The sequence below is a fragment of the Curvibacter microcysteis genome (genome assembly GCF_028649455.1).
GTDB lineage: Bacteria > Pseudomonadota > Gammaproteobacteria > Burkholderiales > Burkholderiaceae_C > Curvibacter > Curvibacter microcysteis.
In genome coordinates, this window is record NZ_JAQSIO010000002.1 from 1 (window position 1) to 25,339 (window position 25,339).

General features: G+C 66.7%; 27 protein-coding genes. 15 read left to right on the forward strand and 12 right to left on the reverse strand.

Going from position 1 to position 25,339, the window contains the following annotated elements:
* The 4 genes from PSQ39_RS05105 to PSQ39_RS05120 all read right to left on the reverse strand — a co-directional run.
* The coding region (locus PSQ39_RS05105; RefSeq protein WP_337961927.1) for a malic enzyme-like NAD(P)-binding protein at nt 1–1,099 on the reverse strand (1,099 nt) is incomplete at its 3' end.
* Nucleotides 1,096–1,284: a hypothetical protein gene (locus PSQ39_RS05110; protein WP_273925642.1), complete on the reverse strand. Its 189-nt coding sequence runs from the start codon at nt 1,282–1,284 to the stop codon at nt 1,096–1,098. The genes PSQ39_RS05105 and PSQ39_RS05110, both read right to left, overlap by 4 nt.
* A gap of 97 nt (nt 1,285–1,381) precedes the next feature.
* Nucleotides 1,382–2,365, reverse strand: coding sequence for a tripartite tricarboxylate transporter substrate-binding protein (locus PSQ39_RS05115; protein WP_273925643.1), 984 nt, complete (start codon nt 2,363–2,365; stop codon nt 1,382–1,384).
* 33 nt (nt 2,366–2,398) lie between these two features.
* The gene (locus tag PSQ39_RS05120; protein ID WP_273925644.1) at nt 2,399–3,565 is read right to left on the reverse strand and encodes a mandelate racemase/muconate lactonizing enzyme family protein; all 1,167 of its coding nucleotides are present in this window, start codon (nt 3,563–3,565) and stop codon (nt 2,399–2,401) included.
* 59 nt (nt 3,566–3,624) lie between these two features.
* On the opposite strand from PSQ39_RS05120, the gene PSQ39_RS05125 reads away from it, so the two are divergent.
* Nucleotides 3,625–4,620 (forward strand): LysR family transcriptional regulator, encoded by a 996-nt coding sequence (locus PSQ39_RS05125; protein WP_337961366.1) that lies wholly within the window; start codon nt 3,625–3,627, stop codon nt 4,618–4,620.
* Between the two features lie 18 nt (nt 4,621–4,638).
* Here PSQ39_RS05125 and PSQ39_RS05130 read toward each other — a convergent pair whose 3' ends face one another.
* Nucleotides 4,639–5,166, reverse strand: coding sequence for an SRPBCC family protein (locus PSQ39_RS05130; RefSeq protein ID WP_273925645.1), 528 nt, complete (start codon nt 5,164–5,166; stop codon nt 4,639–4,641).
* 121 nt (nt 5,167–5,287) lie between these two features.
* Here PSQ39_RS05130 and PSQ39_RS05135 point away from each other — a divergent pair, with 121 nt between their 5' ends.
* Nucleotides 5,288–6,217 (forward strand): LysR family transcriptional regulator, encoded by a 930-nt coding sequence (locus tag PSQ39_RS05135; protein ID WP_273925646.1) that lies wholly within the window; start codon nt 5,288–5,290, stop codon nt 6,215–6,217.
* Here the strand turns inward: PSQ39_RS05135 and PSQ39_RS05140 are convergent.
* From PSQ39_RS05140 to PSQ39_RS05150, 3 genes are read right to left on the reverse strand one after another with little or no spacing between them, the layout of a single operon-like run.
* Nucleotides 6,204–7,205: an NADP-dependent oxidoreductase gene (locus tag PSQ39_RS05140; RefSeq protein ID WP_273925647.1), complete on the reverse strand. Its 1,002-nt coding sequence runs from the start codon at nt 7,203–7,205 to the stop codon at nt 6,204–6,206. The genes PSQ39_RS05135 and PSQ39_RS05140 overlap by 14 nt on opposite strands.
* Before the next feature lie 53 nt (nt 7,206–7,258).
* A complete protein-coding gene (locus PSQ39_RS05145) occupies nt 7,259–8,224 on the reverse strand; it encodes an alpha/beta fold hydrolase (RefSeq protein WP_273925648.1) in 966 nt (321 codons plus the stop codon).
* Between the two features lie 32 nt (nt 8,225–8,256).
* Entirely contained in the window at nt 8,257–9,045 is a 789-nt protein-coding gene (locus PSQ39_RS05150; protein ID WP_273925649.1) for an SDR family NAD(P)-dependent oxidoreductase, read from the reverse strand.
* 222 nt (nt 9,046–9,267) lie between these two features.
* Between PSQ39_RS05150 and PSQ39_RS05155 the strand changes: the two genes are divergently transcribed.
* Nucleotides 9,268–9,843: a TetR/AcrR family transcriptional regulator gene (locus PSQ39_RS05155; protein WP_273925650.1), complete on the forward strand. Its 576-nt coding sequence runs from the start codon at nt 9,268–9,270 to the stop codon at nt 9,841–9,843.
* Nucleotides 9,844–9,873: 30 nt separating this feature from the next.
* Here PSQ39_RS05155 and PSQ39_RS05160 read toward each other — a convergent pair whose 3' ends face one another.
* The 3 genes from PSQ39_RS05160 to PSQ39_RS05170 all read right to left on the reverse strand — a co-directional run bounded on the left by PSQ39_RS05160 (nt 9,874) and on the right by PSQ39_RS05170 (nt 12,584).
* A complete protein-coding gene (locus PSQ39_RS05160; RefSeq protein ID WP_273925651.1) occupies nt 9,874–10,353 on the reverse strand; it encodes a carboxymuconolactone decarboxylase family protein in 480 nt (159 codons plus the stop codon).
* Between the two features lie 79 nt (nt 10,354–10,432).
* Nucleotides 10,433–11,314 carry an RNA polymerase sigma-70 factor gene (locus PSQ39_RS05165; RefSeq protein WP_273925652.1) on the reverse strand — a complete coding sequence of 294 codons (882 nt, stop codon included), beginning with the start codon at nt 11,312–11,314 and terminating at the stop codon, nt 10,433–10,435.
* Nucleotides 11,315–11,576: 262 nt separating this feature from the next.
* Nucleotides 11,577–12,584 (reverse strand): LysR substrate-binding domain-containing protein, encoded by a 1,008-nt coding sequence (locus PSQ39_RS05170; RefSeq protein ID WP_273925653.1) that lies wholly within the window; start codon nt 12,582–12,584, stop codon nt 11,577–11,579.
* Between the two features lie 145 nt (nt 12,585–12,729).
* Here PSQ39_RS05170 and PSQ39_RS05175 point away from each other — a divergent pair, with 145 nt between their 5' ends.
* The 7 genes from PSQ39_RS05175 (at nt 12,730) to PSQ39_RS05205 (ending at nt 20,751) form a co-directional block, all read left to right on the forward strand.
* On the forward strand, nt 12,730–13,761 hold the full coding sequence (locus PSQ39_RS05175) for a TRAP transporter substrate-binding protein (RefSeq protein WP_273925654.1): 1,032 nt from the start codon (nt 12,730–12,732) through the stop codon (nt 13,759–13,761).
* A gap of 114 nt (nt 13,762–13,875) precedes the next feature.
* A complete protein-coding gene (locus PSQ39_RS05180) occupies nt 13,876–15,657 on the forward strand; it encodes an IlvD/Edd family dehydratase (protein WP_273925655.1) in 1,782 nt (593 codons plus the stop codon).
* Nucleotides 15,658–15,681: 24 nt separating this feature from the next.
* Complete coding sequence (locus tag PSQ39_RS05185) at nt 15,682–16,896, forward strand: fumarylacetoacetate hydrolase family protein (RefSeq protein ID WP_273925656.1); 1,215 nt, start codon at nt 15,682–15,684, stop codon at nt 16,894–16,896.
* A 136-nt stretch (nt 16,897–17,032) separates the two neighbouring features.
* Nucleotides 17,033–17,638 (forward strand): TRAP transporter small permease, encoded by a 606-nt coding sequence (locus PSQ39_RS05190; protein WP_273925657.1) that lies wholly within the window; start codon nt 17,033–17,035, stop codon nt 17,636–17,638.
* Nucleotides 17,639–17,698: 60 nt separating this feature from the next.
* Nucleotides 17,699–18,976 (forward strand): TRAP transporter large permease, encoded by a 1,278-nt coding sequence (locus PSQ39_RS05195; protein WP_273925658.1) that lies wholly within the window; start codon nt 17,699–17,701, stop codon nt 18,974–18,976.
* A gap of 135 nt (nt 18,977–19,111) precedes the next feature.
* On the forward strand, nt 19,112–19,867 hold the full coding sequence (locus PSQ39_RS05200; protein ID WP_273925659.1) for an SDR family oxidoreductase: 756 nt from the start codon (nt 19,112–19,114) through the stop codon (nt 19,865–19,867).
* A gap of 20 nt (nt 19,868–19,887) precedes the next feature.
* Nucleotides 19,888–20,751 carry a fumarylacetoacetate hydrolase family protein gene (locus PSQ39_RS05205; RefSeq protein WP_273925660.1) on the forward strand — a complete coding sequence of 288 codons (864 nt, stop codon included), beginning with the start codon at nt 19,888–19,890 and terminating at the stop codon, nt 20,749–20,751.
* 41 nt (nt 20,752–20,792) lie between these two features.
* Here PSQ39_RS05205 and PSQ39_RS05210 read toward each other — a convergent pair whose 3' ends face one another.
* Nucleotides 20,793–21,200, reverse strand: a complete 408-nt coding sequence (locus PSQ39_RS05210) for a c-type cytochrome (RefSeq protein WP_273925661.1) — start codon at nt 21,198–21,200, stop codon at nt 20,793–20,795.
* Between the two features lie 113 nt (nt 21,201–21,313).
* On the opposite strand from PSQ39_RS05210, the gene PSQ39_RS05215 reads away from it, so the two are divergent.
* The 5 genes from PSQ39_RS05215 (at nt 21,314) to PSQ39_RS05235 (ending at nt 25,334) form a co-directional block, all read left to right on the forward strand.
* Complete coding sequence (locus PSQ39_RS05215) at nt 21,314–21,850, forward strand: cysteine hydrolase family protein (RefSeq protein ID WP_273925662.1); 537 nt, start codon at nt 21,314–21,316, stop codon at nt 21,848–21,850.
* A 303-nt stretch (nt 21,851–22,153) separates the two neighbouring features.
* On the forward strand, nt 22,154–23,143 hold the full coding sequence (locus PSQ39_RS05220; RefSeq protein WP_273925663.1) for a Bug family tripartite tricarboxylate transporter substrate binding protein: 990 nt from the start codon (nt 22,154–22,156) through the stop codon (nt 23,141–23,143).
* A 51-nt stretch (nt 23,144–23,194) separates the two neighbouring features.
* The gene (locus tag PSQ39_RS05225) at nt 23,195–24,403 is read left to right on the forward strand and encodes a lipid-transfer protein (protein WP_273925664.1); all 1,209 of its coding nucleotides are present in this window, start codon (nt 23,195–23,197) and stop codon (nt 24,401–24,403) included.
* Nucleotides 24,404–24,419: 16 nt separating this feature from the next.
* Complete coding sequence (locus PSQ39_RS05230; RefSeq protein WP_273925665.1) at nt 24,420–24,905, forward strand: MaoC family dehydratase N-terminal domain-containing protein; 486 nt, start codon at nt 24,420–24,422, stop codon at nt 24,903–24,905.
* A 3-nt stretch (nt 24,906–24,908) separates the two neighbouring features.
* Nucleotides 24,909–25,334, forward strand: coding sequence for a MaoC family dehydratase (locus PSQ39_RS05235; RefSeq protein ID WP_273925666.1), 426 nt, complete (start codon nt 24,909–24,911; stop codon nt 25,332–25,334).
* Nucleotides 25,335–25,339: the final 5 nt, after the last annotated feature.

Sequence of the window (25,339 nt, forward strand, 5' to 3'; positions counted from 1 at the left end):
CCACTTCGCTTTGCTCGGCCTGGGCCAGCTCGGCGATCGCGTGCACGGCGGCGATTTCCATCTCGACCGTGATGGTCGAAGCGCCCGCATCCAGCGCGCCGCGGAAGATGTACGGGAAGCACAAAAGATTGTTGACTTGGTTGGGAAAGTCCGACCTCCCCGTGGCCATGATGGCGTCGTCGCGCACCGCCTTGACTTCCTCGGGCAGGATCTCGGGCGTCGGGTTGGCCATCGCGAAAATCAGCGGCTTGGCGGCCATCTTGGCGACCATCTCGGGCTTGAGCACGCCACCGGCGGACAGGCCCAGGAAGACATCCGCGCCTTCGATGATCTGGCTCAGGGTGCGGGCCTCGGTCTTTTGGGCGAACTGGATCTTGTCCTCGTCCATCAGCTCGGTGCGGCCTTCGTAGACCACGCCCGCCAGGTCGGTGACGAAGATGTTCTCGCGCGGCAGGCCCAGCTTGAGCAGCAGGCTCAGGCAGGCCAGGGCCGCGGCGCCGGCCCCCGAGGTGACCAGCTTGACGTCCTGGATGTCCTTGCCCACGACCTTCAGGCCGTTGAGCAGGGCCGCGCCCACCACGACGGCGGTGCCGTGCTGGTCGTCGTGGAAGACGGGGATCTTCATGCGTTCGCGCAGCTTGCGCTCGACGTAGAAGCAGTCGGGGGCCTTGATGTCTTCGAGGTTGATGCCACCGAAGGTGGGCTCGAGCGAGGCAATGATGTCGACCAGCTTGTCCAGGTCTTTTTGTTCATCGATTTCGATGTCGAACACATCGATGCCGGCGAACTTCTTGAACAACACGCCCTTGCCTTCCATGACGGGCTTGGCGGCCAGCGGGCCGATGTTGCCCAGACCGAGCACGGCGGTGCCGTTGGTGATCACGGCCACCAGGTTGCCGCGGCTGGTGTATTTGAAAGCGGCGTTGGGGTCTTTGACGATTTCTTCACAAGGCGCAGCCACGCCAGGCGAATAGGCCAGGGCCAGGTCGTGTTGGTTGACCAATTGCTTGGTGGCCGCGATGGCCACTTTGCCGGGGGTCGGGAGGGCGTGGTAGTTCAATGCGGCCTGTCGCTGGTCGCCGGTGGTGTTGTGCTTCATGGGCGTTGGGAGGGGGCTGAAAAGGGGCTGAGGGGCTCGGCCTCTGGGGGCGTTGGCGTCGGGTGGGGCACCTGGGGCAGGCGTTGTCTGCGTTGCACCAGCGCCTCCAGGCTCAGTGCTTCGTCAAAGGCGTTGTGCCATTTGGCGGCCGTGGGCTGGGGGAGAGGCGGGGCGGGGCGGGGCATGGGGCTGACGGGTGGGGCGGTGGAACCCAGGGCATCCTGGGGCGCCCGCCCCGGGGCACTGGGGCTCGGGGCGGCAGGTCCTTGCTGGGGGCGGTCTTCAGTCGGCGCTCTCGCCGGCGTCCCTGATCACCTTGCTCCAGCGCTGCAGTTCGGCTTCGACAAACTTCCTGTGCTCGACCGGCTCCAGGCGGGCGTCCGTCACCACGCGCACCCCCAGGGCTTCTTGGCGCTTGATGAGTTCGGGGTCCTTGAGGGCGCTGCGCAAAGCGGTGTTCAGTTTGGCCAGCACCGCGGCGGGCGTGCCTCTGGGGGCGTAGAGACCGTGCCAGACGGTCATTTCAAAGCCTGCCAGACCCGCTTCGGCCAGGGTGGGTGCCTGGGCCAGTGCTGGCAGGGGCAGCTTTTGCTTGCTCGTGACGCCAAACAGCTTGATCTTCTTGGCCTCGATCTGGGGCACCGCGTTGGTGGCCTGCTCACACATCAAATCGACCTGGCCGCCCATGAGGTCGGTCATGGCGGGCGCCGTGCCTTTGTAGGGCACCGGGATCATCTTGGACGCCAGGCTGGCCTGCAGCAGCAGGCCGCACAGGTGCGAGGCGGAGCCGACGCCCGCGTTGGCGATGTTGACCTTGCCCTCGTTGGCAGCGATCCATTTGCGCAGTTCGGCGAACTGGTTGACTGGCAGGCTCGGGCGACCGACCAGGGTTGAGGGGGCTTCGTTGATCAAGCCCAGGGGCTCGAAATCCTCGGGCACCTTGTAAGGCAGTTTCTTGTAGAGCGCGGGGGCTGTGGCCATGCCAATGTGGTGTACCAACAGGGTGTAGCCATCGGGGGCGGCCCGTGCCACGCGGGCCGATCCGATGGTGCCGCCGGCGCCGGCGGTGTTGTCGACGATGACGGTCTGAGCCAAGGGCTTGCGCAGCGCGTCGGCCAGGTCCCGTGCAATCTTGTCGCTGGGGCCGCCCGCCGCAAAGGGGACGACCAGCACCACCGGCTTGTCCGGGTAGTCTGCCCAGGCAAAGTGGCTGGCGGTGAGCAGGGTCGCGGCTGCGGCCACGCCCTTGAGGTTCCAAATGCCCATGATGTTGTCTCCTTTGTGGTGGCGCTGGCAGGGTCAGGCGGACAGGGTTTGCATGTGGGCAAACAGGTCGGCCTTGCCCTCGAAGCCGATACCTGGCAGGTCTGGCAGGGTCACATGACCGTCGATGACCTTGACGCCGTCCGGGAAGCCGCCAAAAGGCTGGAACAGGTCCGGATAGGATTCGTTGCCGCCCAGGCCCAGGCCGGCCGCGATGTTCAGTGACATCTGGTGCCCGCCGTGCGGGATGCAGCGGCTGGCCGACCAGCCGTGTTCCCTGAGCATGTCCAGCGTGCGCAGGTACTCGACCAGGCCATAGCTCAGGGCGCAGTCGAATTGCAGCCAGTCGCGGTCCGGGCGCATGCCACCGTAGCGGATCAGGTTGCGCGCGTCTTGCATGGAGAACAGGTCTTCGCCGGTGGCCATGGGGTTTTTGTAGTAGTTGCGCAGCGTGGCCTGCAGCTCGAAGTCCAGCGGGTCACCCGGCTCTTCGTACCAGAACAGGTCGTATTGGGACAAGGCCTTGGCGTACTGGATGGCGGTGTCCAGGTCAAAGCGGCCGTTGGCATCGACGCACAGCTTCTGGCCGTCTTGCAGCACGCTCAGGATCGAGTCAATGCGGCGCAGGTCTTCGTCCAGCGAGGCGCCACCAATCTTCTTCTTGACCACGGTGTAGCCGCGGTCGATGTAGCTGCGCATCTCGTCTTTGAGCTGGTTGTGGTCCTGGCCCGGGTAGTAGTAGCCACCGGCTGCGTAGACAAAGATCTTGCGGTTGGCCTGACCGTCGCCATAGCGATCCGCCAGCAGTTGGAACAGGGGCTTTTGCTCGATCTTGGCGACCGCATCCCAGACCGCCATGTCGATGGTGCCAATGGCCACTGAGCGCTCGCCATGGCCACCAGGCTTCTCGTTGGTGAACATGGTGTTCCAGATCTTGTGCGGGCACAGGTTCTTACCGCTGTCGTCGATCAGGCTGTCGGGTTGGGCTTCGAGCACACGGGGGATGAAGCGCTCGCGCATCAGCTTGCCTTGGCCGTAGCGACCGTTCGAGTTGAAGCCATAGCCCACCACCGGTTTGCCATCGCGGATCACGTCGGTGATCACGGCCACCAGGCTCAGCGTCATCTTGCTGAAGTCGATGTAGGCATTGCGGATGGGCGAACTGATGGGCAGAGTGATCTCTCGGATATCAACGATCTTCATGCGGGTCTCCTGGTGAGTTGGTTGCTTGAGGACCGCTATGATCTTTGGCCGCAGCGCGCTTGACCAATGCTGTTTTTCTTCTCTTCGATGCTTTCAAAGCACTGCCCATGAACCTCTCTTGGCTTGATGATTTCCTGGCCCTTTCGGCCACTGGTAATTTTTCGCGCGCCGCCGATGAGCGACACATGACCCAGCCCGCTTTTGGTCGACGGGTTAAGGCGTTGGAAGAGTGGATGGGTACTGATTTGTTCGACCGCAGTTCTCAACCCGTGCGGCTCACGGAGGCGGGGCTGTGGTTTCAACAGATCGCGCAGGATTTGCTGGACCAAGTGGCGCGCATCCCGGGAGAGGCCTGTGCTGTGGCCGAGGCAAACGCCAACGTCCTGAAGCTGGCGGCCACGCATGCCCTCTCGTTTTCGTTTGTGCCCGGCTGGCTGCGGCAGTATGAGTCCTTGACGACGCAATGCACGGTGCAGCTGGGTTCGGATGTTCTGCAACGCTGTGAGGCCTTGTTGGAACAGAGTAAGGTGCAGTTCTGTCTGTGCCACGCCCATGCTCAAGTGCCCGGCCGCTTGGATCTGCTGGGCTTCGCTTCGGTGCAGGTGGGAACTGACGTCTTGATGCCGGTCAGCGCTCCCGATGCCAACGGCAAGGCAATCCATCCACTGCAGGGGGAAGCCGGGCCTGTGGCCTGGCTCAGTTACAGCGCTGAATCTGGATTGGGTCGAATTCTGCGGGAAACCCGGGATCTGTCGCAGGCCAAGATGGCGACCCACACGGTTTTCTCGGCTCATCTCGCCTCTGTCCTGAGAACCCTGGTTCTGGATGGGCGAGGTTTGGCTTGGTTGCCCCAAAGCCTTATCAAGGAGGACCTTGCTGCTGGTCGCATGGTGCCGGCCGCAGCCGCCCTGTGGAGTTTGGAGCTGGAGATCCGCCTGTACCGAGCTCAGGGCGTGCTGGGCAAAGCCGCTGAATCCCTCTGGGCCGAGGTCTCCGCGGGACATGTGGGTTCCATCGCCGCTGCGGGCGAGGCCCCAGGCCCTCTCAGTCCGTGACGGAAGCGTCGCCCCTCCTCAGACCTCGCCGCGCTGGCGGCGGGCCTGCGCGATCAGGCCCTCCAGCCATTCCTGGTGCCCATTGATCATGGGGTTGGGCTTGGCGCAGGCCAATTCGACGGCGGGGGCGCCTTTCTGGGTCTCCTGCGTCAAGATGCGCACCCGGCCGCCCGCCAGGTCTTCCACCAACCAGGCGTGGTGCACATCCAGGCGGTCGGCCGCGCCAGGCTCACCGGCCCAGCCATGCCAGGCCACACGACCAGGCTGCCCCTCCGAAGGGGGCACGAACTCATTGCAGCGCGCCTGCACGGGGAAGCCAAAGGTCTCGAAGTCAAAGCGATCGCCATTGGCCAACACGGGGCCGCGGTCACCATGGAAGCGCACGTTGGCCGAGTTGGCGTAGTACGTCGGCCACAAGGAGGGCGTGATCAGCAGCGGCCAGACCTCGGCGGCGCTCAGGCCGGCGGCGATGAGCTCGTTGGAGCAGTAGTTGTCGGTGGTGCCCGGGACATAGCCCTCGGGCCAAAGAATGGCGTTTTGTTGCATGGGAAAGCGCTCTCAAACAGTCAGGGTTCGGGCGGACAACAGGGTGTCGTCCGCAAGGATGTGAATGATGGAGAGGGTTGATCCATAAATCCAATCGTAGTTTTGTATAAAAATCATCAGAATGGCTGATATCAGAACCCTGGACCTCAACCTCCTGAAGGCCTTTGATGCCTTGATGGACGAGCGCAGCGTCACCCGTGCAGCGGCCCGGTTGGCGCTGACGCAACCTGCTGTCAGCGGCATGCTCACCCGCTTGCGGGAGGCTTTCAACGACCCCTTGTTTGTGCGCAGCGCCCGCGGTGTGGTGCCAACGGCGCGCGCCGAGTCCCTGGCCCCTGCCGTGCGCCAGGTGCTGGTGGAGGTGGCTGCCATGCTGCAACCTTTGAGTTTCGATCCCGCCACGGCGACCTTGACCTTGAGTGTGGCCGCGACCGACTACGCGCTGCGTGCCGTCGTGTTACCTTGGCTGGGGGCGCTGCAGGCGCAGGCGCCCCTGGTCCGCGTGGCCGTGCGCCCCATCGACGAGGGCCGCATCGCGGCCCAACTCGAGCGCGGCGAGGTGGACCTGGCGCTGACCACCCCTCAGGCGGCACTGCCGGATTCCCATGCTCGCCACCTGTTTGAGGAGCGCTACGTGGTGGTCGCGCGCCGCGATCACCCTGCGCTGGCCGATGGGCCGATGACGCTGGACACTTTTTGTGCGCTGGATCACGCACTGGTCTCTTATGGCGGCGCTCCGTTTGAAGGCATCACCGACCGTTCGCTGGCCGAGCTGGGACGCCAGCGCCGGGTGGCCGTGTCGGTGGGCAGCTTCTTGATGCTGCCGGAGTTGATCCGCCGCACTGACCTGATCGCGGTGGCCCCAGCGCGCTTGATCACGCCCGAAAGTGGCCTGCTCACCTGGGCGCCTCCGCTGGCGATCCCCGGCTTCACCAAGCTCGCGGTGTGGCACGAACGGAACCACCGCGATGCCGGGCAGCGCTGGGCGCGTGAGGTCTTGTTCGAGGCCTGTCGCGACCAGGCTCGAACCGAGCCCCTCACCGGATCTTGACGACCACCTTCCCTTTGGCCCGACCCAGCGCCAAATAGGCCAAGGCCTCCTTGGCCTGGTCGAAGGGGAAGACCTGGTCGATGACTGGGCGGATACTGCCCGCGCTGAGCAGCTCGCCGATGCGGGCCAGCTGAGCGCTATCGGGGCGCACGAACAAAAAGCCGTAGTCAATCTGTTTCTGCCGAGACCGCTGGATGATCTGGCGGCTCATCAGGCCGAACACCAGCTTCAGGATGACATTGAGCTTCCTGGCTTCGGCAAAGCGGGCATCCAGCGGGCCCACGAGCGAGACGATCCGGCCGCCCGGCTTGAGGATGTTCAGTGACTTTTCGATGGCATCGCCCTTGACGGTGCCCAGCACGGCGTCGTAGCCGCGCAGCACTTGCGAGAAGTCCTGCACTTTGTAGTCGATGATCTCGTTGGCGCCCAGGCTGCGGACCAGCTCGATGTTGCCCGCGCTGACCGTGGTGCCCACCTGGGCGCCCAGGTGGTGAGCCAGCTGGATGGCCAAGGTCCCGATGCCGCCCGAGCCCGCCGGGATGAACACCTTTTGACCAGGGCGCAGTTGGAGGCGCTCCGTCATCGCTTGCCACGCGGTCAGCGCCACCATGGGCACCGAGGCCGCCTGCACAAAATCAAGGTGCGGTGGCTTCAGCGCTGCCGCGCTTTCCGGCACGGCCGCGAACTCGGCCAGAGACCCCTTGCCCGAGTCAAACAGGCTGGCATAGACCTCATCACCGGGTTTGAAGCGCGTCACGCGGCTGCCCACGGCCACCACCAGACCCGCCAGATCGCTGCCCAGGGTCGCCGGGAACGTGAAGTGCAGGATCGGCTTGAAGGTGCCTGCCGTGACCATGTTGTCGATGGGGTTCACGGCGGCGGCGTGGACCTGAACCAGCATCTCGTCTGGCTGCAGCGTGGGTGGCTCCACCTCGCTGAACCCGATGTCGGGCGACTTGCCGTAGCGTTGGAAGGTGAGTGCTTTCATGTCTGCTTTCGTGTTCTTGGGGTCTCGGAGGGGGGCTGGCTCAGCCGCGGTGCTCAGTGGGACAGGAAGGCCCGTGCCTTGGGCACGAAGTCTTCGTGGTACTGGAAGATGCCGCCGTGCCCGGCGTCCGGGTAGAGGATCAGCTGTGCATGGGGCAGCCGCTGTGCCAGGTCGCGTGAGTTGTCCGTGGGCACCATCCGGTCGTCCTCGCCATTGGCCACCAGCACCGGTTGTTGGATGACCGAGAGGGCGGCCGGGCGCTTCTGTCCCCAGGCGGCCAGTGCCTGCAGCTGCGACACATAGGCCCACAGGCTGATGTCGGCATCGCGGTGGTCTGTGCGCTCCTGCAAGCGCTGGAGAAAGGCCTGGCCGGATTGGATGCCTTCGGCAGTGCGGGTGAAGAAGAGGTACTGCTTCGGGTCCTGGCCCGTCAGCGTGGCCCGGACGAGGTCGTAGTTGGCCACCGCCGCCACCGTGCTGATGCCCGCGCCCCCGGCGGGGCCGGTGCCTGCCAGGATCATCTTGCGCACCCGTTGAGGTTCCCGGAGCACGATCTCTTGTGAAATCATCCCGCCCATCGAAAAGCCAAACAGGTCGACCTGCTGGAGCCCCTTGGCGTCCATGAAGCGGAGGGCGTCGTCGGCCATTTGTTCGATCGTGTTGGCCGGGGCGCCGGTGGAGGCCCCCACGCCTCGGTTGTCGAAGGCAATGACGTGGTGTTGGGCGGCCAGCCCATCGACGATGCGCGGGTCCCAGTGGTCCAGCACGGCGGCCAGGTGGGCGAGCAGCAGCACCGGCGTGCCACCGTGGTGTTGGCCGAGTTCGCGGTAGGCGAAGGTTACGTCGCCGGCCGTGACCTGGCGCGTCGGAACGTGCTTCCAGGTCTCGCCTTGCGCCTGCTGAGCCACCAGAGGCCGCTCGCTGAGGGCGGGGGGGTCACCCGCGCAGGTGTTGGCGCTGACCAGGGCGCCAGACAGCACCAGCGCAAAGAACCTTGATTTGAAAAAGAGGCGGTGCATCGCAGGGCTCCAAGGGGGGCGGCGTGCTGGGCTCAGGCCTGGGCGCGGTAGCGGTCGGCCGCATGGGCCTGCCGGATGTCCGACAGCAGGCCTTGGCGTGCGCCGTCCAGGGCGTCCCAGCGTTGGGCCACATGGAGTGGCGGGATGGTGACGAGTTCGCGGCGGTCGTAGCCGATCAGCGCCGCGTCGACCAACTCGTCCACCGCCATGACCTCGGGGAGGGTGTTGATGTCCACGCCGGCGCGCTGCCAGATCTCGGTGCGCGTGGCCGCCGGCAGCACCGCTTGCACATAGACCCCCTTGGGCGACAGCTCCACGTTCAAGCCTTGTGACAGGAACAACACGAAAGCCTTGGTCGCGCCATACAAGGTCATGCCGAACTCGGGCGCCAAGCCCACCACGGAGCCGATGTTCACGATGGCGCCGGTGCCAGCCTGTGCCAGGCGTGGCGCCACGGCGGCGGCCAGCCGAGCCACGGCCGTGGTGTTGAGGGTGATCAGCTGGTCGATGTCGGCTGCGCTCAGTTGCAGGAAGCCGCCGGACTGGGCCATGCCGGCGTTGTTGATCAGGACGCCGATGCGCGCGTCCTCGCGCAGGCGGGCTTCGACCGCGGCCAGGTCAGCCGGCTGTGTGAGGTCGGCTGGCAGCACATCGACCGACACCCCGTGGGCCTGGCGCAAGCCAGCCGCCAGGGCATCGAGCCGGGACTGGTCGCGCGCGACCAGCACCAAAGGGTGGCCGCGCTGGGCGAAGCGCTCGGCGTAGACAGCGCCAATGCCGCTGGAGGCGCCGGTGACGAGGACGGTGGGGAGGGTGGTCATGGGGTCTTGCTCCTGGCACAAGGTGCCGATGGGTGTCGATGTTGAGTGGGCTTGGCCGCGTTCGGGCTCGCCTGCGGCGGCCCGCGTTCGCGGTCCGGAAGCACCGCTGGGGGTGTCTCCTGGTATTAATGATGATGTTCGTAATCTAAAAAGTCAAGAGTTTGATGATGGTCGACATCAATATAGAATCGCGGCACCGCAGTACCACGAGGCAAACAAGCGATGAAAGTCACCAAGGCACAAGCGCAGGCGAATCGGGCCCACGTCGTGGAAACCGCGTCCCAGTTGTTCCGTGAGCGCGGCTACGACGGCGTGGGCGTGGCGGATCTGATGGCTGCAGCGGGCTTCACGCATGGCGGCTTCTACAAGCAGTTCGGCTCCAAGACCGACCTGATCGCCGAATCCACAGCCTGCGGCATCGCCCGCACAGTGGCCTTGACGGGCGGCGGTGTGGATCCGGCGGCCTTCGTCAGGCTTTATGTGTCCCGTGAGCACCGCGACGGGCGCGGCACGGGTTGCACCATGGCAGCTTTAGGGGGCGACGCGGCGCGTCAGCCCGAGGCCGTGCGAGCCGCTTTTGCCGCTGGCATCGAAAGCCTGCTGGAGGCCTTGAGCGCTGGCGGTGGCGCCGACCCCGACGCGGCCCGCGAATCGCGTGCCAGGGCCTTGAACATGGTCTCGACGGCGCTGGGCGCGATCATCCTGTCGCGCGCCTGCCCAGACGATTCGCCCCTCGCCGACGAGATCTTGGCGGTCTGCCGCGATGCCCTCCTCGGCCCGTTGGCGGGGCCTCGGTGAGGCCGGTCAGCACGCTGTGCTGTGCCATGCTCATTGGAGTTGGGCCTTGTCGAGGCCGAAGGCCGCATCGAAGGCGCCTGGCACGGTCTTGAAAGCCACGTTGGCGCGGTTCCACGCATTGATCGACATCACGATGAAGGTCAGGTCCGACACCTCTTTCTCTGAGAGTTGCGTTCGCACCTGCTCGAAGAGTTCGTCGGGCACGCCGTGCTCGGGCAGCTTGGTCAGCACCTCGGTCCAGGCCAGGGCGGCACGCTCTCGCGATGAAAACAGCGGTGACTCGCGCCAGATGGCCAGGTGATGCAGGCGCAGCGCACGCTCACGGTGGAGGGTCGCCTGTTTGATGTGCATGTCGACGCACAGGGCGCAAGCATTGAGTTGGGAGGCGCGGATCTCGACGAGGTGGCGCAGGCCTTCCTCGATCGCGCTGTCATTCAGCGCGGTGCTGAAGGCCACGAGGTGTTTGAAATACGCGGTCGATTGTTCGACGTAGTTGAGGCGTTGGGTCATGCTGGCAGCTCGCTTTCGGTCAGGGTTGAGAACACACACCCTGAAGACGCGTGAGCCTGCGGGTTTGTGACGCACCTGCTCAGGCGCGCGCGCGAGCCGCGGCCATGCGCATCAACTTGTCCGGGTTGCGCTGCACGTGGATGCGCACGATGCGTTGACCGTCGGTCTCATAGGCCTGCGCGGATTCGAGCACACCGTCGATGAAGCGCAGCACGCCCCATTGCCCATTGATCACCGCCAGTTCGATCCGCATCGCGCTCTGGAGTCGCCGGGACGCCGCATAGAAAAGCTGGGCGATGCGCGCGTCTCCGCGCAGTGGCTTGCCGAAGCTTGGCACTTTGCCGCCCCCGTCGCTGATCAGCTCCGCCTCGTCGCTCAGCAGGGACTTCAGCAAGCTGAAGTCGCCCTGCGACAGCGCTTCGGCGAACTGGCGCATCACCCGCAGGTGGGCCTCCGGGGGCACTTCGTAGCGTGGTCGCGCCTCGCGCAACTGGGCTTTGGCGCGGCTCACCATTTGGCGGCATGCCGCCTCGCTCTTGCCGATGGTGAGTGCCACTTCGGTGTAGTCCGCGTCGAACACCTCGCGCATCAGGAAGGCGGCCCGTGACGCTGGCGCCAGCCGCTCCAGCAGGGTCAGAAAGGCCATCGACAGTTCGTCAGCGCGCTCGAGCAGCAGTTCGGGAGAGCCAGGCGAGTCGCTCAGTTGCGGCTCGGGCAGCCAAAACCCGACGTAGTGATCGCGCTGTACTTTGGCACGGCGCAGCCGGTCGATCGCGATCCGTGTGGCGATCGTGACCAGCCAGGCCTCGGCGTTGGCGATGGCGCTGCGATCCGTGTCGTGCCAGCGCAGCCATGCATCCTGCACCACGTCTTCGGCCTCGGCGACGGAGCCGAGCATGCGGTAGGCGATGCCCTGCAGGCGCGGGCAGAGGCGATTGAAGGTGAGGGCAGCATCTTCCATGCGGTGTTCCAGGGTGAAAGACAGGTGATCCTGGGACGGCGACTCGTCCGGTATCGGTGCCATACCGCCCAGGGGCTGCCCAACAGACGTTGGCGGGGCCTTGTTTGTGACACGGCCGGTGGCTGGGCTCGCCCTGCAAACGCGGCCTTGGCGGAAGCAAGTCTGCTGCGGCAGTGGGCGCCACAGCGATGGCTCAGCCCTCGGTCTTGGTGCGCGCCAGCCCGTCTAAGGCATAACCCTGGGTTATTGCTGGCCACGGTGCTCAAGCCGGCCGGCCGGCCGTGCCGCCCTCGTCGTGGGGGGGCTCTGGCCGAACCCCTGCCACGCCCCGCAACACCTCGATGAAGGCCTGCGCCGACGGCGTGGGCGTTTCGTCCAGGCGGGTGATCAGGCCGTAGTCGGGCATGCGGTCGGGCAGCTCCACCGGCACCCTGGCCAGCAGGCCCTTGGCCACGTATTTGTCGACCAGGGCGGTGGGCTGCAGGGACAGCATGTCGGTGATCTGCATCAGCTCCAGCGCGAACAAGAAGGAGGGCGTCTCCACCACGCCCGAGGTGGGCGCCAGGCCGGTGCTGCCAAAGATGTCGTCTGACACCTTGCGCACCGCGGTGGAGGCGGGGTACAGAATCCAGGGCCAGCGTGCCAGCTCCGTCAGTTGCAGGTCATTGGCGCCGCGCAGCGGGTGGTTCAGGCCGGCCACCACCTGCAACTGCTCGCTGGACAAGCGCTCGTATTGGAACTGGGGGCGCTGCGACTCGTCGGTGAAGCGGCCAATCATCAAATCGATCTTGCGCTCGGCCAGCCACACGATCAGCTGGTCGCTGCTTTGCTCCAGGATTTTCACCACCAGCAGCGGGCGCAGGCGCTGGATTTCAGCCACCGAAGCGGTCAGCAAATGCGCGGCCGATCCGGTGATGGCCCCCACGCTCAGGTGGCCATGGCCGCCTTGCTTGAGGGCGTTGAATTCGTCCACAAATCGGCGGTGTCCGGCCAACGCGCCTTGGGCGTAGCGCAGGGTGAACAGGCCCAGCTCATTGGGCCGCATGCCGCGCGAGAGGCGGTCAAAAAGGCGCGATCCCAGGATGTCCTCGATGTCCATCAGGATCTTGGTGGCTGCCGGCTGCGTGATGTGCATCTGCTCGGCCGTCAGGCGCAGGTTGCGGGTCTGGTCCAGGAGGTCCAAAAACTGCAAATGCCGAAATCGCAGGCGGGCAAAGGCCTGGGCGATGGATAAGGGTTTACCCGTTGACGGGTCTGGACTCATAAGCATTTGGAATGGATCCTAGCAAAAAATTCAGTGGACCCCAGGGGGCGCTGTGCCTAACCTCTGGCCTGCGTCAAGACGGCCCTGGAGAGGGTTCGCGGGGCGCCGGTGGGCTGACCCACTGCGACAAGTCATACCAATGGAGACCTTCATGAAGTTCAAATCCCTCGCCGTGGCCGCCACGGTGCTGGCCGCTCTGGCAGGCCCGGTGTCTGCACAAATCAAAGAGCATGTGTTCAAGGTGGGCATCGGTCTGAGCGAAGACCACCCCCAGGCCTTGGCGGTCAAGTACTTTGCCGAGCAACTCTCGGCCAAGAGCGGGGGCAAGATGGTGGCGCGCCTGTACGCCAGCGGCTCCTTGGGCAACGACGTCAGCATGACCTCGGCCCTGCGCGGCGGCACGCTGGAGATGACGGTGCCCGACACCTCCACCCTGATGTCGCTGATCAAGCCCTTCGGCGTGCTGAACCTGCCACTGACCTTCAACAACGAGCAAGAAGCCGACGCCGTGCTCGACGGTCCCTTTGGCCAGAAGCTGCTGGCCAAGCTGCCTGAAAAAGGCCTGGTCGGCCTGGGCTACTGGGAGAACGGCTTCCGCCACGTCACCAACTCGCGCCGAGCCATCACCAAGGCCGATGACCTGGTGGGCCTGAAGCTGCGCGTGATCCAAAGCCCGCTGTTCCTGGACACCTTCAACGCCCTGGGCACCAATGCCACGCCCATGCCCTTCACCGAGCTGTATTCGGCCATGGAGCAGTCGGCGGTGGACGGCCAAGAGAACCCGCCTGCCACCATCCTGGCCAGCAAGTTCTACGAAGTGCAAAAACACCTGGTGCTGTCGCGCCACATGTACAGCGCCTGGGCCGTGCTGATGTCCAAGAAGACCTGGGACGGCCTGTCGGCCCAAGAGCAAAAAATCGTCCAGGAAGCGGCCCGTGAAGCCACGCTGTACGAGCGCAAGACCATCCGCGCCTTCAGCGACAAGGCCCTGGCCGAGCTCAAGAAGGTCGGCATGCAGGTCACCGAGCTGCCAGCGCCTGAACAAGCCAAGCTGCGCACCAAGCTGCAACCCGTGCTGGCCAAGTACGCCAAGGAGTTTGGTGAAGACACCACCGGCGAGCTGAACAGCGAACTGGCCAAGGTGCGCGGCAGCGCCCCGGCGGCCCCCGCTGCGGCCAAGTAAGTCCCCGGCCGGACCGCCCTGGGCGGTCAGGTCTGTTTTTCTGGCCGGGTGCTGGGGCGTGTGCCCCGCGACCCGGTCTTTTTCTCCCTGTATTTTTCTTCTGCCGCGATGACCATGGACAAGAAACCCAGCCGCCCCTTCCGTTCCCGCGACTGGTTCGCCGACCCCGAGCGCTCGGACATGACTGCGCTCTACCTCGAGCGCTTCATGAACTACGGGCTCACCCCCGAAGAGCTGCGCTCGGGCCGGCCCATCATCGGCATCGCCCAGACCGGCAGTGACCTGTCGCCTTGCAACCGCATTCACCTGGACCTGGCCCGGCGCGTGCGCGACGGCATCCGTGACGCGGGCGGCATCCCGATGGAGTTCCCGGTCCACCCCATTTTTGAAAACTGCCGCCGCCCCACGGCCGCGCTGGACCGCAACCTGGCTTACCTGGGCCTGGTCGAGATCCTGTATGGCTACCCCATCGACGCGGTGGTGCTGACCACCGGCTGCGACAAGACCACGCCCGCCGGCATCATGGCCGCTTCCACCGTGGACATCCCGGCCATCGTGCTGTCGGGTGGCCCCATGCTGGATGGCTGGCACAACGGCGAACTGGTGGGCTCGGGCACGGTGATCTGGCGCAGCCGCCGCCAACTGGCTGCTGGCGAGATCGACGAAGACGAATTCCTGCAGCGCGCCTGCAGCAGCGCGCCCTCGGCGGGCCACTGCAACACCATGGGCACGGCCTCCACCATGAACGCCGTGGCCGAGGCCCTGGGCCTGTCGCTGCCGGGCTGCGCCGCCATTCCCGCGCCCTACCGCGAACGGGGCCAGATGGCCTACGAAACCGGCCGCCGCATCGTCGAGATGGCTTACGAAGACCTGCGCCCCTCGCGCATCCTGACGCGCGAAAGCTTCTTGAACGCGCTGTCCGTGATCAGCTGCGCGGGCGGCTCCAGCAACGCCCAGGTCCACCTCATGGCCATGGCCCGCCACGCCGGCGTCGAGCTGCATCCGCAGGACTGGACCGACCACGGCTACGAACTGCCCCTGCTGCTCAACATGCAGCCCGCAGGCCAGTTCTTGGGTGAGCGCTTCTTCCGCGCGGGCGGCGTGCCCGCCCTGATGTGGGAGCTGCTGCAAGCCGGGCGCCTGCACGGCGACTGCCTGAGCGTCACCGGCCAGACCATGGCGCACAACCTGCAAGGCCGCGAGACGCGCGACCGCGAAGTCATCAAACCCTTCGACCAGCCGCTGATGGAGAACGCGGGTTTCCTGGTGCTGCGCGGCAACTTGTTTGACTTCGGCATCCTCAAGACCTCGGTGATCTCGCAGCGCTTTCGCGAGCGCTACCTGCAGCACCCCGGCCAAGAGGGCATTTTTGAAGGCCGCGCCGTGGTGTTCGAGGGTGCCGACGACTACCACGCCCGCATCAACGACCCCAGCCTCAACATCGACGAGGACTGCATCCTGGTCATGCGCGGCGCCGGCCCCATTGGCTGGCCCGGCTCGGCCGAGGTGGTCAACATGCAACCGCCCGACACCCTGATCCAGCGTGGCATCACCACCTTGCCAACGCTCGGCGACGGGCGCCAGTCGGGCACGGCCGACAGCCCCTCCATCCTCAATGTGTCGCCCGAAAGCGCGGTCGGCGGTGGCCTGAGCTGGCTGCAAAGCGGCGACCGCATCCGCATCGACCTCCAGGCCGGCCGCTGTGACGCCCTGGTCGCGCCCGAAGAAATTGAGCGCCGCCGCCGCGAGCTGCCCATCCCGCCCGTTCCCGCCAGCCACTCCCCCTGGGAGGCGCTGTACCGCGAAAAAACCGGCCAGTTGGTCGACGGCGCCACGCTGGACTTTGCCCTGCAGTTCCGCCGCATCGCCGACGTCACGCCCCGCCACAACCACTGAGCTCAAACCTTCCAGGAGACCCTCATGAACACCCCCACCGCCCTGGCCTTGACGCCCCAATCCCTGCTGCCTGCCGACGGCCTGAGCGGCACCTTGGTCGGCCGCGTCTGGCAGCCCGCGGGCGCCGGCACCGTGGCTGGGCCCAGCGTCGTGGCCTTGCGCGCCGACGGCGTGTTCGACCTCAGCGCCCACTACCCGACCATGAGCACCTTGCTCGACCAGCCGGACCCGGCCCTGGCCGCGCACCAGGCCCCGGGCCTGCGCCTGTGCGCGGTGGACGAGCTGCTGGCCAACAGCCTGCCAGGCCAGCGCGATGAGGCCCGCCCGTACTTGCTGGCGCCGTGTGACCTGCAAGTGGTCAAGGCCGCTGGCGTGACCTTTGCCGCCAGCCTGATCGAGCGCGTGATCGAAGAGCAAGCGCGGGGCGACGCCAGCCGCGCCCAGGGCCTGCGCAGCCAGGTGGTCGGCCTGATCGGCGAGAGCCTGGCCGACATCCGCCCGGGCTCCGAGCAGGCCCAGGCGCTCAAGGCCTTGCTGCAAGAAAAAGGCCTGTGGTCGCAGTACCTGGAAGTGGGCATCGGGCCCGACGCCGAGGTCTTCACCAAGGCCCCGGTGCTGGCCTCGGTGGGCTCGGGCCAGGACATCGGCATCCGCGCCGACTCGGCCTGGAACAACCCCGAGCCCGAGGTGGTGCTGGCCGTCAACAGCCGCGGCGACATCGTCGGTGCCAGCCTGGGCAACGACGTCAACCTGCGCGACATCGAAGGCCGCAGCGCCCTGCTGCTGGGCAAGGCCAAGGACAACAACGCGTCCTGCGCCATCGGCCCCTTCATCCGCCTGTTCGACGCCAGCTACGGCCTGGACCAGGTGCGCCACGAAACCGTGCACCTGCGCGTGGCCGGCGGTCCTGACGGCTTTGAGCTGCGGGGCGTCAACACCATGGCCAGCATCAGCCGCGATCCCAGCGACCTGGTGGCCCAGACCCTGGCGGCCCACCAGTACCCGGACGGCTTCATGCTGTTCCTGGGCACCCTGTTCGCGCCCATCGAGGACCGCGGCCAGCCCGGCGGCGGCTTCACCCACCAGCTGGGCGACGTGGTCACCATCCAAAGCGACTGGTTGGGCGCCTTGCACAACCGCGTCACGCACAGCGAAAGCGCCGAGCCCTGGCGCTTTGGCCTGCGCGCCTTCATCAGCAACCTGGCCCAGCGTGGCCTGTTGGCCGACCGCGCGCTGTGAATCCCGGCCAGCCGCCGCGCCCTCCAGCAGGGCGGGGCGGCTGGGGCGGCCTGGGGGCCGTGCCCCTGGCAGAACAACCCAACACCACCACAACAACTGACAAGGGCGGCCCCGACCGCCCTGCGGAGACAAGCCCATGCTCAACCAACTCATCGAGCGCTATTGCCAATTCATCAACGCCCTCATCGCCTTCGCCCTGGCGGTGATGGTCGTGCTCGTGTTCGGCAACGTCGTCATGCGCTACGGCTTCAACTCCGGCATCGCCGTCAGCGAGGAGCTGTCGCGCTGGCTCTTTGTCTGGATCACCTTCCTGGGCGCCGTCGCCGCCATCAAAGAAAACGCCCACCTCGGCAGCGACATGCTGGTCTCGCGCCTGCCCGTGCTCGGCAAAAAGATCTGCCTGGTCCTGGGCCAACTGCTCATGCTCTACATCACCTGGCTGTTCTTTGACGGCAGCCTGCAGCAAGCCAAGATCAACTGGGACGTCGAAGCCCCGGTCTCGGGCCTGTCGGTGGCCATCTTCTACGCCTCGGGCGTGGTGTTCTCGGTCTGCGCCGGCGTCTTGCTGCTGCTGCAAATGCTGCGCGCCCTGACCGGCCAGCTCAGCGACGCCGACCTCGTGATGGTCAAAGAGTCCGAGGAACAAGCCGAGCTCGAAGCCCTGCAGGCCGAGCTGGCGCGCGAGAACGCCCACAGCCACTCCCCGCTGGGCGACAAGCCGCTGCCCCACGCGGGCAAGTAAGCCCGCCCCCGCACCCACCCCGACAACGACAACAACACCCAGACCCCGGAGCGCTTTGCCATGACGGTATTGATTTTTTTGGGCGGCCTCATCGGCGCCATGATGCTCGGCATCCCCATTGCCTACGCCCTGCTGGCCAGCGGCGTGGGCCTGATGTGGCACCTGGACCTGTTTGACGCGCAGATCCTGGCGCAGAACTTCATCAACGGCGCCGACAGCTTCCCGCTGCTGGCCGTGCCCTTCTTCATGCTCGCTGGCGAGATCATGAACGTGGGCGGCCTGTCCCAGCGCATCGTCAACTTCGCGCTGGCCCTGGTCGGCCACGTCAAGGGCGGGCTGGGCTATGTGGTGATCCTGGCGGCCTGCCTGTTGTCGGCCCTGTCGGGCTCGGCGGTGGCCGATGCGGCCGCGCTCACCGCGCTGCTGCTGCCCATGATGGTCAAGGCCGGGCACAAGAAGGAAGTCTCGGGCGGCCTGATCGCCGCCTCGGGCGTGATCGGCCCCATCATCCCGCCGAGCATCGGCTTTGTGATCTTTGGCGTGACCGCCAACGTGTCGATCAGCAAGCTGTTCATCGCTGGCATCTTCCCCGGCATCATGATCGCGGTCGGCCTGGCCTTCACCTGGTGGTGGGTGGGTCGCAAAGAGCAGCTGGCGCTGCCCCCGAAGAAGACTCGCGCCGAAGTCTGGAAGGCCGCGCGCGAGTCGGTGTGGGCGCTGTTGCTGCCGGTGTTCATCCTGGTGGGGTTGCGCATGGGCGTGTTCACGCCCACCGAAGCGGCGGTGGTGGCGGCGGTGTACTCGCTGTTCGTGGCCAGCGTGATCTACCGCGAGCTGCCGCTCAAGGCCCTGTACCCGATCTTTGCGACCGCGGCCAAGACCACGGCGGTGGTGATGTTCCTGGTGGCGGCGGCCATGGTGTCGTCGTGGCTGATCACGGTGGCCAACCTGCCCGCGCAGATGGTGGAGCTGCTCAAGCCCTTCATGGACAACCAGACCCTGCTGCTGATTGCCATCATGGTGCTGGTGATGCTGGTGGGCACGGCGATGGACATGACGCCCACCATCCTGATCATGACGCCGGTGCTGATGCCGGTGATCAAGGCCGCGGGCATTGACCCGGTGTACTTCGGGGTGCTGTTCATCATCAACAACTCGATCGGGCTGATCACGCCGCCGGTGGGCACGGTGCTCAACGTGGTGGCGGGTGTGGGGCGCATGAAGATGGACGAAGTCACGCGCGGCGTGCTGCCCTTCATGGCCGCGCAGTTCATCGTGATGTTCATCATGGTGCTGTTCCCGCAGACCGTGCTGGCGCCGCTGCGCTGGTTCTACTGACGCCCACCCAAGCCCCCCAAAGCCTTTTGGACAGACCGGCCCGCTGAGCCCTCAGCGCGGTCGCGGGGCGACTGTGGCCCGCTGTGTCTCCCAAGCCTGTTTCAACGCCTTTCCTCAACCCTCCCGAGACCCACCATGACCCAACGACTGGTCGGCAAGACCGCCTTCATCACCGCTGCCGGGCAAGGCATTGGCCGCGCCACCGCGCAGGCTTTTGTGGCCCAGGGCGCGCGCGTCATCGCCACCGACATCAACGCCGAGGCCCTGGCCTCGCTGGCCCAGGAGACGGGCTGCAGCACCCACCGGTTGGACGTCACCGACGCCCAGGCGGTGCGCGAGCTGGCGACCCAAGTGGGCCCCGTCAACGTGCTGTTCAATGGCGCTGGCTTTGTGCATGCGGGCACGGTGCTGGACTGCACCGAGGCGGAGTGGAGCTTCGCCTTCGAGCTCAACGTGCGCTCGCAATTTCGCACCATCCAGGCCTTCCTGCCCGGCATGTTGGCCCAGGGGGGCGGCTCCATCATCAACGTGGCCTCGGTGGCCGGCAGCCTCAAGGGCGCGCCCAACCGCTTTGTCTATGGCAGCACCAAGGCCGCCGTGATCGGCCTGACCAAATCGGTGGCCGCCGACTTTGTGGGCCGGGGCGTGCGCTGCAACGCCATCTGCCCGGGCACGGTCATGTCGCCCTCGCTGCAAGAACGCATCGTGGCCCAGGCCCAGCGCACCGGCCAGAGCCTGGCCGAGGTCGAGGCCAGCTTTGTCGAGCGCCAGCCCATGGGGCGCCTGGGCCGCACCGAAGAAATTGCCGCGCTGGCGGTCTACCTGGCCAGCGACGAATCCGCTTTCACCACCGGCACCGCGCAAGTCATTGACGGCGGCTGGTCCAACTGAGAAACCCTGGAGGACAACCCATGAAACTGCTTCGCCACGGCCCCAAGGGCCAAGAAAAGCCTGCGCTGCTGCACAGCGACGGCACCCTGCGTGACCTGAGCGGCGTCATCGCCGACATCGGCCCGGCCCAGCTGTCGCCAGCCGGCCTGGCCGCGCTGCAAGCGCTGGACATCGGCGCCTTGCCCGTTGTTGAGCCGGGCCGCCTGGCCGTGCCCTGGACTGGCATGCGCAAGTTCATCGCCATTGGCCTGAACTACGCCGACCACGCCGCCGAGTCCAACATGCCGATTCCGAAAGAGCCCATCGTCTTCACCAAGACCGTGGACTCGGCCGTGGGTTGCAACCACCCGGTGGTGTTGCCCCAGGGCTCGGTCAAGAGCGACTGGGAGGTGGAGCTGGGTGTGGTCATTGGCAGCCGCGCGCGCTATGTCAGCGAGGCCGACGCCCTGAAGCATGTGGCCGGCTACTGCACCATCAACGATGTGTCCGAGCGCGAGTACCAACTTGAGCGCGGCGGCACCTGGGACAAGGGCAAGGGCTGCGACACTTTCGGTCCCATCGGCCCCTGGCTGGTCAGCGCCGACGAGGTGGGTGACCCGCAAAACCTGGCCATGTGGCTGGACGTGAACGGCGAGCGCCAGCAAACCGGCAACACCCGCACCATGATCTTCACCGTGGCCCAACTGGTCAGCTACCTGAGCCGCTTCATGACCCTGGAGCCCGGCGACCTGATCACCACCGGCACCCCGCCCGGTGTGGGCATGGGCAAGAAGCCGCAGGCGCAGTTCCTGAAGCCGGGCGACGTGATGGCCCTGGGCATTGAAAAACTGGGCAGCCAGCAGCAAACCGTGTACGCCTGGGACCCGGCGCTGATCGACGGCTGAGCCCGCTCAAGAGCCCCTGCGGCCCTGCGGCGCGCAGGCCCTCAATGCTTGGGGGGCGGCAGGGTCAGGATCCACTCCGCCAGCGACAGGGCCTCGGCCTCGCTGACCCGCACCTGGGGCGGCATGACCAGCCGGCCCCAGCGGCCCACGCTGCCTTCGCGGATGTGGCTGGCCAAGCGGGCCGCCGCACCGTCTTCGCCGTGGTAGCGCTCGGACACCTGGGCAAAGCCCGGGCCCACCTGGCGCCCCACCACGCCGTGGCAGGACAGGCAAGCGCGCGCCTTGGCCAGGGCCAGCCCGGTTTGCTGGACTTCGCTTGGCACGGGCTCGTGGCCCGACGGGTGCCACCACAGCCAGCCCCCCGCCAGCAACAAGGCGGTGGCAGTGCCCGCGAGCAGGGCCCAGCGCCAGGGGCGGCGAGGGCGTTGGGGGGATGGACCAGGGTTCACGGTAGAGGCTCCTGGCGACATTGTGCCGCGCCGCCGGATTCAAGGGCAGAATCAGCCTGGGCGCCGCGCTCCGGGGCTGGTTGCCCACCCACCTTCTTTCACACCGCCGCACCATGTCCACTGCCGTTCTTGTCATCGATGTCCAACAAGGTCTTTGCGAAGGTGAGGGCGCCGCCCATGATGTGCCGGGTTTGATCGGGCGCCTCAACACCGTCACCGCGCGGGCGCGATCGGCCGGGGTGCCGGTGCTGTTCATCCAGCACGAGTCAGGCCCGGGCTACCTCGAACACGGCACGGCCGCCTGGCAACTGGCCAACGGCCTGCAGCACGCCCCCGGGGACCTGCGCGTGCGCAAGACCACGCCCGACTCCTTTTTGCGCACCGACCTGGCCGATCACTTGCGAGCCCTGGGCGTGCGCGACGTGGTGGTCTGCGGCATGCACAGCGAGTTCTGTGTCGACACCACGACGCGGCGGGCCCTGGCTCTGGGCTACCCGGTGCGCCTGGTGGCCGACGCGCACAGCTCGGCAGGCAATGCCCACCTGAGCGCGCCCCAGGTCATTGCCCACCACAACGCCACCCTGGCCAACATCAGCAGTTTTGGACCGCGCGTGAGCCTGGTGAACACGGCCGACCTGCGCTTCGACTGAGCGCCGGCACGGCGGCTGCCGTGTCATAAGCTGCCAATCGGCTTGGTGTTTGGCGCCAACCCAGCGGGGAGGGCTGGGCACGGTCTTGCCTCGGGATAACCCTGGACCCCAACAGGCGCAAGGCGGATGGCCATTTTTTGTGGTCAGCCCGTCCGGGCTTGCCGCCCAGGGATCTGGGCCTGTTTGATCTTTTTTGCCAATCATTTTGGGCCAATGCGCGATTGGCCTGGCGCGCTGTGCTGCGCACACTGAGGTCTGAGTCAGCCCCAAGAGGTCGACCTTCCATTTCCTCGGAGACACGCCATGCACACCACCCGCCGCGCCGCGCTGCAGGCCGCCACTGCCCTGGGCCTGGGGTCGCTGCTGCCCACCCTGTGGGCCCAGAGCAGCCCCAGTGCCTACCCCAGCAAGCCGATCCGCCTGGTCGTACCTTACCCGGCCGGGGGCGGCACCGACATCCTGGCGCGCATCCTGGCCACCCAATTGGGCCAGGCCTGGGGGGTCTCGGTGCTGGTGGACAACAAGCCGGGCGCCAGCGGCATCTTGGGCAATGACCTCGTGGCCAAGGCCCCGGCCGACGGCTACACCGTGCTGGTGGCCATCACCGCCTTGATCCAGGCCCCGGCGCTGTACGCCAAAGTGCCCTACGACCCGCTGCGCGACTTCAGCCCGGTGTCGCAACTGGCCACCTCGTCGGACCTGTTCGTGGTGCCCGCCAGCTCGCCGGCCAAGACCCTGGCCGAGTTCATCGCGCTGGCCAAGGCCCGGCCGGGCAAGCTCAACTACGGCACCTATGGCAACGGCACCTCGTCCCACCTGCATGGCGAGCTGTTCAAGATGGCCGCCGGCATCCACCTGATCTCCGTGCCCTACAAGGGCGCCGGCCCTGAGGTCAACGACCTGCTGGGCGGCCAGCTGGATTCGGCCTTTGTTGACGCCACCTCGATCACGCCCCACCTGCGCTCGGACCGCATCCGTGTGCTGGGCCTCACCGGCAGCCAGCGCCACCCCGCGCTGCCCGAGGTGGCCACGCTGGGTGAGCAAGGCCTCAAAGGCTTTGAGGCCCATGGCTGGTTTGGCGTCTTCCTGCCCGCGGGCACGCCGCGCCCCATCGTCGACAAGCTCTCGGCCGAGGTGCAGCGCATCGTGGCCGGCGCCGAACTCAACAGCCGCCTCAAAGCCATGGGCCTGACCCCGGTCGGCGGCAGCCCCGAACAGCTGCAATCCGTGCTGAGCACGGACTTGCCGCGCTGGGAAAAGATCGTGCGCGACGCGCGCATCAGCCTCGAATAAACCGCTTTCAGTCCTTCAGCACATCGGCCAGCCAAGGCCCAGGAGACCCGCATGAGTGCCACTTCGAAACGCGCCGTCCACGTCGTGGGCGTCGGCATGATCCCCTTCACCAAACCGGGGGCCAGCGAGCCTTACACCCAGATGGGTGCGCGCGCCGCGCAGCTGGCCCTGCAAGACGCCGGTCTGGCCTACGACCGGGTGCAGCAAGCCTATGTGGGCTATGTCTACGGCGACTCCACCGCCGGCCAGGCGGCCATTTACGGCGTGGGCCTGAGCGGCATCCCGGTGTTCAACGTCAACAACAACTGCTCCACCGGCTCCAGCGCCCTGTTCCTGGCGCGCCAGGCGGTGGAGAGCGGCGTGATCGACTGCGCCATCGCGCTGGGCTTTGAGCAAATGCAGCCCGGGGCGCTCAAGGGCGCCTGGGACGACCGCCCCTCGCCCATGGCCCGCTTTGCCGAGGTCATGAGCGCCCACCAGGGCTACGACCCGCAGGCCCCGCGCGCGGCCCAGTTCTTTGGTGGCGCGGCGCGTGACCACATGCGCCAGTACGGCACGCGCGCCGACACCTTTGGCCGCATCTCGGTCAAGGCACGTCAGCACGCGGCGCGCAACCCGCTGGCCGTGTTCCGCCAGACCCTGACCCTGGACGAGGTCATGGCCTCGGCCGGTGTGTTTGACCCCCTGACCCGCTTCCAATGTTGCCCGCCGACCTGCGGCGCGGCCGCCGCCGTGGTGTGTTCAGCCGACTTTGCGCGCCGCCACGGCCTGAACCAGCAGGTGGTGATCGCCGCCCAGGCCATGACCACCGACCGCCCCAGCACCTTCGACAGCGACGACATGCGCCGCGTGGTGGGCTACGACATGAGCGTGGCCGCCGCGCGCCAGGTGTACGAGGCCGCCGGCATCGGCCCCGAGGACCTGGACGTGGTCGAGCTGCATGACTGCTTCACCGCCAACGAGCTGATCACCTACGAAGCCTTGGGCCTGTGTGGCGAGGGCGGGGCCGAGCAGTTCATCCTCGACGGCGACAACACCTACGGCGGGCGCATCGTCACCAACCCCTCGGGGGGCTTGCTGTCCAAGGGCCACCCGCTGGGCGCCACCGGCCTGGCCCAGTGCTATGAGCTGACCCAGCAGCTGCGCGGCCAGGCCGAGCAGCGCCAGGTCGAAGGCGCGCGCACCGCGCTGCAACACAACCTGGGCCTGGGCGGCGCCTGCGTGGTCACGCTCTACCAGGCCACCGGCGCGGCCGCTTGAGCGGAGACCTCACACCATGATCGACACCCGCTACATCGGCCACCGCTTTGCACCCTACAGCGTGCCCGTCGAGGCCGGCCGCCTGCGTTTTTTTGCCAAGGCCACCGGCCAGACCGATCCGATCTACAGCGACCCCGACGCCGCCCGCGCTGCTGGCCACCCGGCCTTGCCGGTGCCGCCCACCTTCCTGTTCTGCCTGGAGATGGAGTCGCCCAACCCCGCTGCCGTGCGCGAGCTGCTGGGCCTGGACTACAAGGGCTTGCTGCATGGCGAGCAAGGCTTTGTCTACCACCGCCAGGCCCATGCCGGCGACACGCTGACGTTTGAGCAGCGCATCGAAGACATCTACGCCAAGAAGGGCGGAGCGCTGGAGTTTGTCGTGCGCCTGACCCGCGTCAGCAACCAGCACGGCGACCTGGTGGCGGAGCTGCGCTGCGTCACCGTCATGCGCCACGCCAGCCCGGCCAGCGCCCCCGCCGTTTCAACCCCTGCCAAGGCCTGAGTCATGAGCGCCACTTTGCCGAACTACGACACCGTTGCCGTGGGCGACGCCTTGCCCTCATTCGAGACCCCGGCCCTGAGCCGCCTGACCCTGGCGCTGTACTGCGGCGCCTCGGGCGACCACAACCCCATCCATGTGGACAGCGACTTCGCGCGCGCCGCCGGCCAGCCCGATGTGTTTGCCCACGGCATGTTGTCCATGGCCTGGCTGGGTCGCCTGCTGACGAACTGGGCGCCGCAAAGCGCGCTGCGCGAGTACAGCGTGCGCTTTGCCGCCATCACCCAGGTGGCCGAGCGCATCACCTGCGCGGGCCAGGTGACCGAGAAATTTGAACGCCAGGGCGAGCGCTGCGTGCGCGTGACCTTGAGCACCACCAACGCCGAGGGCGTGGTCAAGCTGGCCGGTGAGGCCGTCATCGCGCTGGGCTGAGGCCC